Below are 15199 nucleotides of genomic sequence, written 5' to 3'. Positions count from 1 at the left end.
AATTAAAAGCCATGAATGCAAACAAATTACTTTGGGAAAAAGGCGATTTCACGCGAATAGCAGAAAGTATGCGTGAAAGCGGAGCAACTTTGGTTGCCAAACTGGATATTACTAAAAATCTTAACGTTCTTGATTTAGGTTGTGGTGATGGTACTACGGCAATACCTGAAGCTAAACTTGGCGCCAATGTTTTAGGTGTTGATATTGCAAGTAATCTTGTTGCTGCAGGAAACATCAGGGCAAATGCTGAAGGACTTACCAATTGTACTTTTCAGGAAGGCGATGCAACGGATTTGAATGGACAAAAAGACGAGAGTTTTGATCTTGTGGTGAGCATCTTTGGAGCTATGTTCGCACCAAAACCTTTTGATGTGGCTAAGGAAATGGTTCGTGTTACCAAACCTGGAGGAAGAATCGTAATGGGTAACTGGATACCAGGAGACCCAACATTAGTGGCACAAATATTAAAAATCAGTTCTTCCTATACACCGCCACCGCCAGAAAGTTTTATCAGCCCAATGCTTTGGGGTATTGAAGAAAACGTTACAGAGCGTTTTGTAGATGCAGGAGTACCAAAAGAAAATATAGCATTTGCCAGAGATACTTTTACATTTAAGGCTCCATATTCTCCAACCGAATTCTTGAACAATTTCAAGAACTATTATGGACCAACTATGAATGCTTTTGAAGCGGCTGAAAAGAATGGTAAAGCTCTAGATCTTCAGAATGAACTGGAAACATTGTTTATCAGCCAAAATAAAAGTCTCGATAAAAATACTACTGATATAACTGCAACTTTCCTGCGAGTAGATGTTTCAATATGAAAGCATTAAAAACGTTAACCAGAACGCATTGATATCGCACAATTGTTCGTGTAGTTTTGCAAACTGTGTCCACAATAGCGAACCAATAATACAAAAAGCCATGATTAATTCATGGCTTTTGCTGTTTTAAATCCCCTGTTTCATCCAAAAAAAGCATACCTATTTACTCTTAATCCTAAAATAGATTAGCTCCATACTTGGCAACAAATATGAAAAAATCACTTGTTAATTCAATTTAATTAACTAACTTTCATACACTTATACTTAAATTATCAATTCTTGATAATGAGGTTACTACTATTTAATTTTTATACCGTACGACTATGAAAATTTCTTTAGAAAAAAAAATAATCATTGGATTCATCCTCAATTTATTCGTTGTTTTTGCTATTGCTTGGATTTTTATTCTAAGGATTGACAAACAAAGAGACCAAACTTTAGACAAGTCTTTGAATTGGATAGAAATTGCATTAATCATTCTTTCTGTTATATTACTGACCGTTGTTTATTTTATCATTCGGTCCCAACTTCGGGCTAAAAACGTTTCCCAAGATTTACTTTTAGAAAACAAACAATTACTACAATCGATTATCGACAATACTTTGAGCCCCATGTTTATAAAAAAAATAAATGGCGAATATCTGTTGATTAATAAACAATTTGAATCTTTATATAAAATCACAAATGAAGACATAATAGGCAAAACAGATCATGATTTTTTACCCGCATCAATAGCTGATGTCTACCGAAACTCCGATTTTGAGGTTGTAAAAGCATTAAAAGAGTTAAAAACCGAAGAAACAATTCAACAATCTGACGGAATGCACACGTATATCGCTGTAAAATTCCCAATCTATGACGCCACAAAAAGGATTTATGCTATTGGTGGCATTTTCACAGATATCTCCGAAAGAAAAAAACTGGAAGAATCTTCCAAAGCCGCCGATACATTCTTCAACATGTCAGTAGATATGATGATTATTTCTTCTATGAATAAATTTGTAAAAGTGAATCCAGCAGTCAGTAAAATTTTAGGATATTCTGAGGAAGAACTACTAAGCAAAAGCTTTTTGGAATTTACTCATCCGGAGGATATTGAAATCACACAAAAAGAAGTTTCTAAACTTCAAACGGGAGCTCCATCAATAAAATTCGAAAACAGATACATTTGTAAAGACGGTTCAATAAAATGGCTCATTTGGTCTGTATTTCCTGATGTCACAACTGGATTATTATATGCTGTAGCCAGTGATATTACCGCTCAGAAAGAAATTGAAACCGCATTAAATGTAGCTAATACATTTTTCTACATGTCCTTTGATATGTTTGTTGTCATTAAAAACGAAAAATTTGTAAAAGTAAATCCTGCTTTTACAAGAATACTTGGATACGATCAAAGAGAAATAATCAACAAGCCATTTTTAGATTTTATTCATCCTGAAGATGCTAAAGTCTTTATGGATGGAATTAAAAAACTACAAATCAGCGACTCCGTTATCAGTCACAGAGTTCGAGAAAGACTAAAAGACGGCTCCTATAAATGGTTTGACTGGACAAGCACAATTGACATTCAAACAGGAATAATTTATGCCGTGGCAAGAGATGTTTCTGAATTGATTAAAAATGAAGAATCCTTGAAGATAGCAAATATGTTTTTTGACATGGCATTTGATATTTTAACCGTTGCCAAAGAAAATCATTTTATCAAAATCAATCATGCGTTCACAAAAACTCTCGGGTATAATCAGGAAGACATGGATCGGATTAAATTCATGGATTTAATACACCCTGACGACAAGGAAACTGCTGGAGAAGTATTGGAAAAACATCTAAAAGGAGAATCTGTTGTTAATTTTAGAACACGGTTTTTGTGTAAAGACGGTTCTTATAAATGGCTGGATTGGAATAGCAATATGGATCTTCAGAACGGCATTTTTTATTCTGTTGGACGAAACGTCACAGAACTTGTAGAACTCGAAAATGAGCAGCAACAAGCCATAGACAATCTCTATGAAAATGAAGAAAAATTACGATTAATCGTCGAAAATATAAGTGAGGGAATTATTGTGGCAAACGCCGATAAAAAAATAATTATGGCCAATAATATGGCCAATGAGATTTTTGGAATCGAAGAAGACGATAAAATTTCCACTAATTTAAGCAATCATTTCGAACTCTATTTCCCTGATGAAAAAACCATTTTTCCTTCGCAAAACTTACCTATGGAACGCGCGCTGAGTGGCGAAGTGACTACTGATGTTGAAATAGTTCTTTGGAATCCAATGGCACAGGAAAAGAAAAGAGTGCTGATTAGCGGCAGACCATTAGTCGATCAAAACAACAATGTGGTTGCAGCTGTTGTAACGATAAAAGACATCAGTAAATACAAACAAATGGAGGAGGATTTGAAAGAATCAGAATCTAAATACAGACAATTAATCGGATTCCGAAAAGGCAATACTGATACGCTGATATAAGCCTGAAACTATGCGCTATAATTTCCTTTTTAGATTCTCTTTAACGTCATCGAACCATTCATTTCTTAAAATACTTAATATAATACTGTCACGCCGAGCATCACTTCCCAGAGTGGGCATATGATTGCGCAATACTCCTTCAACTTTACAACCGATACTTTTCATGGCAGCAATGCTTCGTTCGTTATTATTATCAGCGCGAAACTCAACACGTTCGACTCCTAAAGTTTCGAATGCGAATTGCAACAGTAAAAATTTACAATGCTTGTTTAACCCGGTTCCACGAAACGCTCCTCCGTACCAAGTATAACCCAGTTGAAGTGTTTTGAATTCTAAATTGATATCGTAAAAACGAGTGCTTCCAGCATATTTTCCTGATTTTTTATCGAAAACTATAAAGGGAAATTCTACTCCGTTTTCTTTGGCTTTTAGAGCAATCTGAATGTATTTTTCTAAATTTTCCTTCCCATTTGCCTGAACAAGGGAATACTTCCAAGTTTCAGGTTCATTAATAGAAATTTCCATTAGATTTTCAACATCCGACTCCAATAATGGGCGCAATAAAACAGTTTCGTCTTCTAGGATGGTATTTTGGAATAAAACTAAGCTCATATTTATATTCAGTTATGGGTAAAAAACAATTTATTTTAATCACTTAATTCAAGTATTAAAATTGAATTTTATGAAGATAGACTACATTAAATCAAGTCGTAAATTTAATATAAAAATTGAAATTTAACTTCTTACGATTTAGAGATTTATTATTTTTATTTTCTTAATTTCGTTATCGGTAGCAAAAAATTAGTTTCACTAAATAAATAACTACGAAATCCAATTTTAAAAATTAATCCATGAAATCAATCCAGTTTTTAATCCTTCCTTTCGTTTTTTTTACTGCATTCAGTTCTTATTCTCAAAATCAAAGTAAAACAGATAAATCAAAAGAATTTAAAGTAGCATTCGAACAGTTCACACTAGAAAACGGGCTGCATGTAATCCTGCATATTGATCGATCTGACCCAGTAGTCGCTGTTGCTTTGACAAGCCACGTGGGATCTGCGAGAGAAAAAGCAGGTCGTACCGGATTTGCACATTTATTTGAACATTTACTTTTCTTGGAATCTGAAAACTTGGGTAAAGGAGGTCTTGATAAAATGAGTGCCCGTATTGGTGGGGCTGGTGCCAATGGTTCTACCAGCAGAGATCGCACTAATTATTTTCAGACTGTTCCTAAAGACGCATTAGAAAAAATGATTTGGGCCGAAGCCGATAAATTAGGTTATTTCATCAATACGGTAACAGAACCCGTTTTAGCCAAAGAAAAACAGGTCGTTAAAAATGAAAAAAGACAGAGTTATGACAACAGACCTTATGGACACAATTTTTCTGTAATATCTAAAAGTTTATACCCTGCAACACATCCGTACAGCTGGGATGTGATTGGTTCCTTAGAAGATTTACAAAATGCCACACTGGAAGATGTAAAAAGTTTCTACAATCGCTGGTATGTACCTAATAATGTTACATTGACAATTGCCGGAGATTTCGATGTCAAACAAACCAAAGCTTGGGTCGAAAAATACTTTGGAGAAATAAAACGTGGGGAAGCAATTCCTAAAATGGAGAAACAATCTGTAACATTGACCGAAACTAAAAAACTGTATTATGAAGATAATTTTGCCAAATTACCGCAACTCACACTGACTTGGCCTTCGGTTTACGAATACCATCCTGACAGTTATGCCTTGGAAGTTTTAGCCAGTTATCTGTCAAAAGGTAAAAAGGCACCTTTGTACAAAACCCTTGTCGAAGACAAAAAATTAACCGATGCCACTGACGTTTTCCAATACAATTCAGAAATAGCAGGTCAGTACATGTTGAGTGTTACTGCTTTTGAAAAAACAAATTTGAATGACGTAATGAGTGGCGTAAACGAAGCTTTTAAAAACTTTGAAGCCGAAGGAATTTCTCAACAGGATTTAAATCGGATTAAAGCCGGACAGGAAACCGCTTTTTACACAAATCTATCCAGCGTATTAGGAAAAGGATTCCAACTGGCGCAATATGAAATTTTTGCAGGAACTCCAGATTATATTAATCAAGATGTGAAAAATATTTTAGCGGTAACTACTGAAGATGTGATGCGTGTGTATCAAAAATACATCAAAGGAAAACATTTTGTGGCCACAAGTTTTGTTCCAAAAGGTGAAGCCAATTTAATCTTGGACGGTTCAGAATTAGCAGCTGTAGTTGAAGAAAAAATCATCGAAGGAAAAGAAGATTCATTTGATGCCAGCATTGCGGCTACGTATGAAAAAACGCCTTCTAAATTTGACCGAAGCGTAGAGCCAGCGTATGGAGAAAGCCCTGATGTAAAATTACCATCGGTGTGGAAAAGCAAATTGTCATCTGGTTTAAACGTTTTAGGTATTGAAAACCACGAAGTGCCTCTTGTTCAATTTCAGTTGCAGATTAAAGGCGGAATGTTACTTGAAAATACCGATAAAATAGGTGTTTCAACCATGCTGGCGGAACTGATGACAAAAGGAACCAAAAACAAAACTCCGGAACAACTGGAGAATGCTATTGAGAGTCTGGGAGCAACCATTAGAGCATACGCAACTGACGAATCTATTTTTATCTCAGGAAATACCTTAGCAAAGAATTACAATGAAACTATGGCGTTAGTTCAAGAAATAATCCTGCAACCTCGCTGGGACGCCAAAGAATTTGATTTGATTAAACAAAGTACTTTAAGCCAAATTATACAACAAAAAGCGGATCCAAATAGTATTGCCAGAAATGAATTTAAGAAGTTAATTTATGGAACAGAATCTATTTTATCCAACAACCGCATCGGTAACGAAAATTCTGTAAACAGCATTACGATTGATGATTTGAAAAATTATTACACTAAAAACATGGCTCCGTCTGTTGCTGATTTTCAAATTGTGGGTTCCATTTCAAAAACGGATGTGACTAATTCATTAGCGACTTTAAATAAAAACTGGGAAGCTAAAAAAGTTACGGTTCCTAAAATAACAACTACGAATACCGTAGCATCATCCAAAATTTATTTTTACGATGTTCCCGGTGCAAAACAATCGGTTATCCGAATAGGATATCCCGCACTTGCCGCTACGGATGCTGATTTTTATCCCGCTCAAATCCTGAATTACCGTTTGGGTGGTGGTGGCTTTGCCTCCCAATTAACGCAAGAATTACGTGAAGGAAAAGGATATACGTATGGTATCAATTCTTCCTTTAATGGTTCTGTCAATAAAGGTCCGTTTACTATTTCCAGTGGCGTTCGCTCTAATGTAACATTTGAATCCGTTAGTTTAATCAAAGAAATTGTAGCGCAATATGGAAAAAATTTCAACGAGAATGATCTTGAGGTTACAAAAGGATATTTAATAAAAAGTAATGCCAGAGCATTTGAAACACTGTCATCTAAACTGGAAATGCTTTACGACATCAGCAACTACAAATACTCTGATGACTATGCAAAACAACAGGAAAACATTGTAAAAAAGATTACTATTGGAGAACTAAAAAAGCTTTCGGATACGTATTTGAATGCTGATAAAATGATTTATTTAGTGGTAGGCGATGCTGAAACGCAATTGAAAAAGCTGCAGCAAATTGGTTTTGGAGCGCCAATTCTTTTGAATAAAACGGCGATAAAATAACTGATTGTATTAGCCAGGATTGAAGTAAAATCCCGAACAGAAAAAAAATAATTTTTCTTGTCCTGAAAGAGCGACCAACGGAAGCTCCTTTCAGGATTTAGAAAAATTATTTTTTAAGGGAATCCCGAAATATCGGGGTGTAACGAAGTGCTGTCTCGATTCTTAGGGATAGCTCCAAAAAAACTACTCGTTCATTTCGTCGTAACGCACCGGAATTTGCGGATCGTACAACGGACATTTGAATTCTTCCATAGTATCCGCCAGAAGGTTCATGGTTTTACCTTCGGTTCCGTAGCAATCGATTTGTATGCTTTGCGATGTCGTTTTGATGTGAAAAGCACCTTTTCCAGTCGTGTTTTTCCAACTAAATTCGTCTACTTTTTCCCAGTTTGAAAATACCGAATTGATTCTATTGATGATAACCGTCACTGGCAGTTCCTCTAATCCTTCGAGGATTTCTTGCTCAACAAGAGCTTCATACACCAAGTGATGGTTGAGATAAATTCCGTCCTGATATCTCCAAAAAAGTAATTCGTACATTGGAAAAAAGTTTAAAGGTTTAATCGTTTAAAAGTTTAGGCAAAAAACCAAAGTTTAATTGTTTAAATCAATCAACGATTAATCAATTCAACGGTTAAACAATCTTAATATTCAAAAGTCCCGTATTCGCTGGTAATAGTAAGTTTTTTTGTATCGGCTGCTTCTACTCTACCCACGATTTGAGCATCAACATTGAATGATTTTGAAATCGCGATAATGTCTTGTGCAACAGCTTCCGGAACGTAAATTTCCATACGGTGACCGCAATTGAAAACTTGGTACATTTCTTTCCAATCCGTTTTAGATTGTTCTTGAATTAACTGGAACAATGGCGGAACCGGAAATAAATTGTCTTTTATAATGTGTAGCTTTTCTACGAAATGTAAAATTTTAGTTTGTGCTCCACCACTGCAATGTACCATTCCATGAATTTCATCAGAAGAATATTTATCTAAAATTTTCTTGATAATTGGCGCATAGGTTCTGGTTGGCGAAAGCACTAATTGTCCGGCGTCGATTGGTGAATTTTCAACTGCATCCGTCAATTTTACTTGCCCGGAATAGATTAATTCTTCAGGAACTGCAGCGTCAAAACTCTCTGGGTATTTAGTTGCCAAATACTTCCCGAAAACATCATGACGCGCCGATGTCAATCCGTTGCTTCCCATTCCGCCATTATAGCTTTTCTCGTAAGTAGCCTGACCAAAAGAAGCCAATCCTACAATTACGTCACCCGCTTTAATATTAGCATTGTCTATTACTTTAGAACGTTTCATGCGAGCTGTTACTGTTGAATCTACAATTATAGTTCGAACAATATCGCCTACATCTGCCGTTTCACCGCCTGTTGAATGGATGGTCACGCCAAAAGAATCCAGTTCTTTAATCAACTCCTCTGTTCCATTGATAATTGCTGAAATAACTTCGGCCGGGATTAGGTTTTTGTTTCTTCCAATAGTTGAAGAAAGCAAAATATTATCGGTTGCTCCTACGCACAATAAATCATCAATATTCATGATTAAAGCATCTTGCGAAATGCCTTTCCAAACAGAAATATCTCCTGTTTCTTTCCAATACATGTATGCCAGAGAAGATTTAGTTCCTGCTCCATCAGCATGCATGATAAGACAATAATCTTCGTCTTGAGTTAAATAATCAGGGACTATTTTACAGAAAGCTTGTGGAAATAATCCTTTATCAATGTTTTTTATGGCATTATGAACATCTTCTTTGGATGCCGAAACACCGCGAAGCGCATATCTTTTTGAAGTATCTGAACTCATGTAGTATAGTTGTGAAGCCTGCATTATGACAGGTAGTTGTGCGGCAAAGATAATTATTTTTTTGGGTTTTGCCTATGGGGTTTTCAAGTGTTTCGTTAAATCTACATTCCTTCCATAAAGTGTAGTTTTATTTCATTAAATTTGTCATAAAATTTTAACTATTAGATTATTACATTTAAAAATCAATACTAAAATGCCGTTTATATTAATCGCGATTATCCTAAATTAATATTGATTTTAATTGAGTTTATCCAATAAACTACCTTTAAAAGTTCAACAAAATTTAAACACTGAATGAAACTTAGAGAAGTGGAAACCAGCAACCACTATAAAAAACGGGGCCATGCCGAAAAGCCATACGAGTAGGAAATTAAAACAACAATATCATGCCTAAATATGTAATTGAAAGAGAAATTCCTGGTGCCGGTAAATTAAATGCCGATCAACTGAAAGCTATTTCGCAAACATCTTGCGGAGTATTGGGTAAAATGGGACCGCAAATCCAATGGGTTAACAGTCAGGTAACCGCTGACAAAATTTATTGTACTTATATTGCTCCCAACGAAGAAATGATTCGCGAACATGCGAAACAAGGTGGGTTTCCTGCAAATTCCATAAGTCGAATATCTACAACCATTGACCCGACAACCGCAGAAGAAACCGTTTAGCAAGCTGAAATTAAATGCATTAAACTTAAAAAATGCCTATCCGAAACGGAAAGGCATTTTTTATAAAAACACGTTTGTTATTATTTTACAGTATTACACTATTTTTTCACAACCAATATTTCGACTCTCCTATTGGCAATTCGTTCTGCTTCATTTTTCTCTGGCAATGCATATATAGGTCTGCTGCTTCCGAATCCTCTATGCCCTAATCTTGAAGTGGCGATTCCGTTTCTTATTAAATAATCAAATACAAACTTTGATCTTCTATAGGAAAGTTTTACGTCATTTGGATTGTTGTTACAACAAATATGCCCGTAAACATAAATTTTCAATTGAGGATTCATTTTTAAAACCTGAAGAAGATCAGAAAGAATTGGTTCCGATTCTGTAATTATTCTTTCTGAATTAAAATAGAAATTTAGATTTTCGAGTTTTATCAAATCTCCTATTTTAGCGTTATTTACTTTTTCAATCAGAGAAATATTATTTTTTGTTTCATTAACAGGAACATCTTTCTCTGGGGTATTTTCAAAAACCAAATTCTCATTATCTGTTTTTTTGTTAATGGAAATCTTATCTTGATAATAAACTAAAACTTTTCGGTTATCGCTTTGATTTTTTAATTGCTCAAAGTCTTCTCCTAAACCGTATAACTCAAGTTTTTCGCTCAGAGGAACTTTATTAAATTCTAAAAGTGCGAGTACATTATTAGCTCTTCGAAAAGACAGTTCCTTGTTGTAAGAATTGGAATCGATACTATCACAAAATCCTTGAATTTTTAAAATCTCTTTACCTTTTGAATGTTCTAACCATTTACAAAAATCTTGTTGTGATTTTTCATTAATTATATCTTGATTAAAATCAAAAAACAATACCAATTTATCTTGTGCAGACAAAGTAATTATATAAAAAAACAAAATAAAAAAAAGTCTTATTTTCATGTAAAACAATTGACTATTATTTTAAAATAACGCATAAATAAAAAAAATAGTATAAAAAAACCCGATAGGTTTTGAAACCTATCGGGTCTAATCTTTTAGAGCTTTTAGTTTATTTTGTAAACAACAATTCTCTGTATTTAGTCAATGTCCAAAGTTCATTATCTACCAGTAACTCTAGTTTATCACAGTGGTTTCTGATGATTTCAAAATATGGTTTTACATTATTACAATATGCCTCAGCCATTGCTTGCGCATCAGTCAAATTGTTAGCTTTCTTTCTTTCGTTTGTCATCGCTTCCACTTTAGAATTGATTCCTTCGATATGACTGGAAATTTCTCTGATCAGGATGATTTGTTCTTTAGCAATCGATTCGAATTCAGCTCCAAAAATATCTTTCAATCCTTTAACATTCTCAATTAAAGTATTTTGGTAACGAATAGCAGTAGGAATTACGTGATTTTTAGAAATATCACCTAAAACTCTACCTTCAATTTGAATTTTCTTAGTGTACTCTTCCAATTCAATTTCGTAACGCGCTTCAACCTCGATGTGATTCATGATATTCAACTCAGAAAACAAATCCAAAGCTTGTTTTGAAGCTCTTGCTTTTAATGCTTCAGGAGTTGTTTTGAAGTTGCTTAAACCTCTTTTCGCTGCTTCGATTTCCCAAGCATCGCTGTAACCGTCTCCTTCGAAAAGGATATTTTTAGAAACTTTGATATATTCTCTCAATACATTGAAGATAGCATCATCTTTCTTCATGTCTTTCGATTCAATCAAGCTATCCACTTCTTTTTTGAAATCTTTCAATTGTTTAGCAACAATGGCATTCAAAGTAGTCATTGCATTAGAACAGTTTGCAGTAGAACCTACAGCTCTGAACTCAAATTTATTTCCTGTAAAAGCAAATGGTGAAGTTCTGTTTCTGTCCGTATTATCCAAAAGTACATCTGGAATTTTACCTACTACATTTAGTTTTAAATCTGTTTTTTCTTCCGGAGATAATTTCCCTGCAGTTACTCCTTCTAATTCAGCTAAAACTTTAGTTAATTGCTCACCAATAAATACAGAGATAATTGCCGGTGGCGCCTCATTTGCGCCTAATCTATGGTCATTACTTGCAGAAGCGATAGCACCTCTTAATAATGCCTCATAATCATTTACCGCTTTGATTGTATTGATAAAGAATGTCAAGAACTGTAAATTACTCATAGGCGTTTTACTTGGACTCAACAAGTTTACTCCAGTATCAGTTGCTAATGACCAGTTATTGTGTTTTCCTGAACCATTAACGCCTTTGAACGGTTTTTCATGGAATAACACTTTCAAATCATGACGTTCTGCCACTTTTTGCATTACGTCCATTAACAAACAGTTGTGGTCAACTGCTAAGTTTGTCTCTTCAAAAATAGGTGCCAATTCAAATTGATTTGGAGCTACTTCATTATGACGTGTTTTAACCGGAATTCCCAACAACATACATTCTTGCTCTAAATCCCTCATGTACGTCAAAGCACGAGTTGGAATAGAACCAAAATAGTGGTCGTCCAATTGTTGTCCTTTTGCAGAAGTATGTCCTAGCAAAGTTCTTCCAGTCATCACAAGATCCGGACGAGAATCAGCCAATGATTTATCAATTAAGAAATATTCTTGCTCCCATCCTAAGGTTGCAGTAACTTTCTTTACATTTTTATCAAAATATTTACATACTTCAGTTGCAGCGTCATCCATTGCAGATAATGCTCTTAATAAAGGAATTTTATTATCTAAAGCTTCCCCTGTGTACGAAATAAAAACTGTTGGAATACATAATGTAGTTCCAAAAATAAATGCTGGAGAAGTTGGATCCCAAGCAGTATACCCTCTTGCTTCAAATGTGTTTCTGATTCCACCATTTGGAAAACTGGATGCATCTGGTTCTTGTTGTACTAATTGAGCACCACCAAATTTTTCTACTGGATCGCTTCCATCGTATGAAGTTTCGAAAAAAGCATCATGTTTTTCAGCAGTTGTTCCTGTTAACGGTTGAAACCAGTGTGTGTAATGGGTAACTCCTTTTGACAGAGCCCATTCTTTCATACCCATGGCAATATAATCAGCTAATTTTCTATCTATTTTAGTTCCATGCTGAACAGCACCCTGGACTCCCTTATAAGCATCTGAAGTCAAATACTGCTTCATCGCTTTATCATTAAATACATTCGAACCAAAAATAACTGATTTTCTATCGGATTCTTCAAAATGAACCGGCTTTCTAGTGGAAGCTTCTCTCAAAGCTTGAAAACGTAATGTAGACATGTGAAAAAAATTAAATTATTAATATTTTTATTAGGAAATAGCAAATATAAGGAATAAAACGTAGAAAAAACAGAATCGTAGATTATGAAATTAATTTATATTCCCCTTTTAAATTATCATTTTTAAAATATACCCCACTCAAAATGCAGTTATGGGAAAAATAACAGGCTTACAAATAAAAATACCCCCTTATTTTTATTGGAGTTAAAATTTAATTTAATTTTGCGTTAAATAAAAGTTACGAATAAATTTATATTGTTATGGCGAAAATAAAATTAGAGTACATTTGGTTAGATGGTTATGAACCAACACAAAATCTTAGAAGTAAAACTAAAGTTGAAGAGCATGAAAATTTCCAAGGAACTTTGGAAGAAATCGGAAACTGGTCATTTGATGGTTCATCAACTAGACAAGCAGAAGGTGGTTCATCAGATTGTTTATTAGTACCAGTTGCTATTTATCCAGATCCAACACGTAAAAACGGATACTTAGTAATGACCGAAGTTATGCATGCAGACGGTACCCCTCACCCTTCAAACGGTAGAGCTACAATTGATGATGATGGAGACTTCTGGTTTGGATTCGAACAAGAATATTTCATCATGGACAATCATACTTTATTACCTTTAGGTTTCCCAATTGGTGGTTACCCAGCCCCACAAGGTATGTATTACTGTTCAGTAGGTGGAAAAAATACTCACGGTAGAGATATCGTTGAAGAGCATGCAGATTTATGTATTGCTGCAGGTATCAACTTTGAAGGTATTAACCAAGAGGTTGCTTGCGGACAATGGGAATTCCAATTATTTGCAAAAGGAGCTAAAAAAGCAGGTGACGAAATCTGGATTGCGAGATACTTACTAGATCGTTTGTCTGAAAAATTTAATTGTTTTATTGAATATCACCCAAAACCTCTTGGAGATACAGATTGGAATGGTTCAGGTATGCATGCTAACTTCTCTAATGAAGTTTTAAGAACATGTGGTTCTCAAGAAGTATACGAAAAAATATGTGAAGCTTTCAGACCTGTAACTAAAGAGCATATTGCTGTTTATGGAGCATACAATGACCAACGTTTAACTGGTAAACATGAAACTGCTTCTATCAATGATTTCTCTTATGGTGTTTCTGACAGAGGAGCTTCTATAAGAATCCCATTAATCACTGTTCAAAAAGGATGGAAAGGATGGTTAGAAGACAGAAGACCAGCTTCAAACGGAGATCCATACAAAATCGCTGCAAGAATTGTTAAAACTGTAAAATCTGCTTTAATAGAAGAACCAGCTTTAGTATAAAAATAAGTTTATATAAAATTTGATTTTGTTTATAAGAAAAGGTGTCATCAATTCTGATGACACCTTTTTTATTGTTAGACATTTTTAAAAATTAACTTTTGTTCAGAATAAATTTTAATCTTAAAAAATCAAGAAGTATCTTTGCTAATCTCAAAAAAATAAACTGATATGATTGTCTGGATTTCTTTTTTAACAGCTGTTTTAATTTTTCTTGCACTCGATTTAGGAGTCTTCAATAAAACACCACACATTATAAGTTCAAAAGAGGCTGGTAAATGGACTGCAATATGGGTCACATTATCATTTATGTTTTCAGGAGTGGTCTATTGGCTTTACACCACGGATTATATTGCAAATCCAGATATTTTGAAACCTGCAGATGCAGCAATAAAATTCATAACAGGCTATTTAATAGAATTATCCCTGAGTATAGATAATATTTTTGTCATCGCTATTATTTTCTCTGCCTTTAAAATTCCACAAAAATACCAACATCGAGTTTTATTTTGGGGAATACTAGGCGCTATCGTTTTTAGAGGTTTAATGATCTATTTTGGTGTTTTGCTTATTAACAAGTTTTCATGGATGACCTATATTTTTGGAGGTTTTCTAATATACACTGCTATGAAAATGTTGTTTAGTGGTGAAGATGAAAAATTTGAACCCAAAAAATCATTCATATATAAGACTCTTAAAAAAGTTATACCTATCTCGAATCACATCGACGGAGAGCATTTTTTTGTAAAAAGAAGACATATTACAGCTGCAACACCTCTTTTTGTAGCGCTTATAGTAATTGAAGTAATGGATGTCGTATTTGCTATAGACAGTGTTCCTGCAATTTTAGCCATAACAAGTGATCCTTTTTTGGTTTTTAGTTCGAATATCTTTGCCATTTTAGGATTACGTTCTATGTATTTCTTTCTTGCCCATATGCTTGATAAATTTGCTCATTTAGAATACAGTCTTATTGCAATCTTAACTTTTGTAGGTATCAAAATGTTGCTTCATGATTATATTAAATTACCGGAATGGGTATCGCTGGCTTTTATAGCGGTTTCACTTATAGCAGGAATTATTGCATCTTTAAGAAAAAGCAACAAAGAATTCGTCTAATTAATTCATAAAAATAAACGCATAAAAAAAGGAAATCTCACGATTTCCTTTTTTTATTTTATTG

General features: G+C 34.3%; 11 protein-coding genes. 6 read left to right on the top strand and 5 right to left on the bottom strand.

Translation table 11 applies throughout. The annotated features are described in order from the left end of the window. Window positions 1–11: 11 nt before the first annotated feature. Entirely contained in the window at window positions 12–824 is an 813-nt protein-coding gene (locus CLV00_RS08445) for a class I SAM-dependent methyltransferase (RefSeq protein ID WP_099714696.1), read from the top strand. Between the two features lie 323 nt (window positions 825–1147). Further along, a complete protein-coding gene (locus CLV00_RS08440; protein WP_099714695.1) occupies window positions 1148–3301 on the top strand; it encodes a PAS domain S-box protein in 2154 nt (717 codons plus the stop codon). A 15-nt stretch (window positions 3302–3316) separates the two neighbouring features. Here CLV00_RS08440 and CLV00_RS08435 read toward each other — a convergent pair whose 3' ends face one another. After that, window positions 3317–3913 carry a GNAT family N-acetyltransferase gene (locus tag CLV00_RS08435; protein ID WP_099714694.1) on the bottom strand — a complete coding sequence of 199 codons (597 nt, stop codon included), beginning with the start codon at window positions 3911–3913 and terminating at the stop codon, window positions 3317–3319. Between the two features lie 239 nt (window positions 3914–4152). Here CLV00_RS08435 and CLV00_RS08430 point away from each other — a divergent pair, with 239 nt between their 5' ends. Further along, window positions 4153–6993 carry a pitrilysin family protein gene (locus CLV00_RS08430; RefSeq protein WP_099714693.1) on the top strand — a complete coding sequence of 947 codons (2841 nt, stop codon included), beginning with the start codon at window positions 4153–4155 and terminating at the stop codon, window positions 6991–6993. Window positions 6994–7176: 183 nt separating this feature from the next. Here CLV00_RS08430 and CLV00_RS08425 read toward each other — a convergent pair whose 3' ends face one another. Together CLV00_RS08425 and CLV00_RS08420 are read right to left on the bottom strand one after the other, a co-directional pair. Next, entirely contained in the window at window positions 7177–7533 is a 357-nt protein-coding gene (locus CLV00_RS08425; RefSeq protein ID WP_099714692.1) for a hypothetical protein, read from the bottom strand. A gap of 104 nt (window positions 7534–7637) precedes the next feature. Then, complete coding sequence (locus CLV00_RS08420) at window positions 7638–8816, bottom strand: AIR synthase related protein (protein ID WP_099716288.1); 1179 nt, start codon at window positions 8814–8816, stop codon at window positions 7638–7640. Window positions 8817–9202: 386 nt separating this feature from the next. On the opposite strand from CLV00_RS08420, the gene CLV00_RS08415 reads away from it, so the two are divergent. Beyond that, entirely contained in the window at window positions 9203–9484 is a 282-nt protein-coding gene (locus tag CLV00_RS08415) for a DUF4242 domain-containing protein (protein WP_099714691.1), read from the top strand. Window positions 9485–9582: 98 nt separating this feature from the next. On the opposite strand, the gene CLV00_RS08410 is transcribed toward CLV00_RS08415, so the two are convergent. Together CLV00_RS08410 and CLV00_RS08405 are read right to left on the bottom strand one after the other, a co-directional pair. After that, window positions 9583–10356 carry an OmpA family protein gene (locus CLV00_RS08410; protein WP_158234591.1) on the bottom strand — a complete coding sequence of 258 codons (774 nt, stop codon included), beginning with the start codon at window positions 10354–10356 and terminating at the stop codon, window positions 9583–9585. Between the two features lie 178 nt (window positions 10357–10534). After that, window positions 10535–12724, bottom strand: a complete 2190-nt coding sequence (locus CLV00_RS08405) for a glutamine synthetase III (protein ID WP_099714689.1) — start codon at window positions 12722–12724, stop codon at window positions 10535–10537. Between the two features lie 260 nt (window positions 12725–12984). Here CLV00_RS08405 and CLV00_RS08400 point away from each other — a divergent pair, with 260 nt between their 5' ends. Beyond that, entirely contained in the window at window positions 12985–14019 is a 1035-nt protein-coding gene (locus CLV00_RS08400; RefSeq protein WP_099714688.1) for a glutamine synthetase beta-grasp domain-containing protein, read from the top strand. A gap of 168 nt (window positions 14020–14187) precedes the next feature. Continuing rightward, window positions 14188–15135, top strand: a complete 948-nt coding sequence (locus CLV00_RS08395; RefSeq protein WP_099714687.1) for a TerC family protein — start codon at window positions 14188–14190, stop codon at window positions 15133–15135. Window positions 15136–15199 lie beyond the last annotated feature (64 nt).

This window comes from Flavobacterium sp. 11 (assembly GCF_002754315.1).
Classification (GTDB): Bacteria; Bacteroidota; Bacteroidia; order Flavobacteriales; family Flavobacteriaceae; genus Flavobacterium; species Flavobacterium algoritolerans.
The sequence above is the reverse complement of the archived record's forward strand: the minus strand, read 5'-3'. Positions and strand labels throughout refer to the sequence as shown.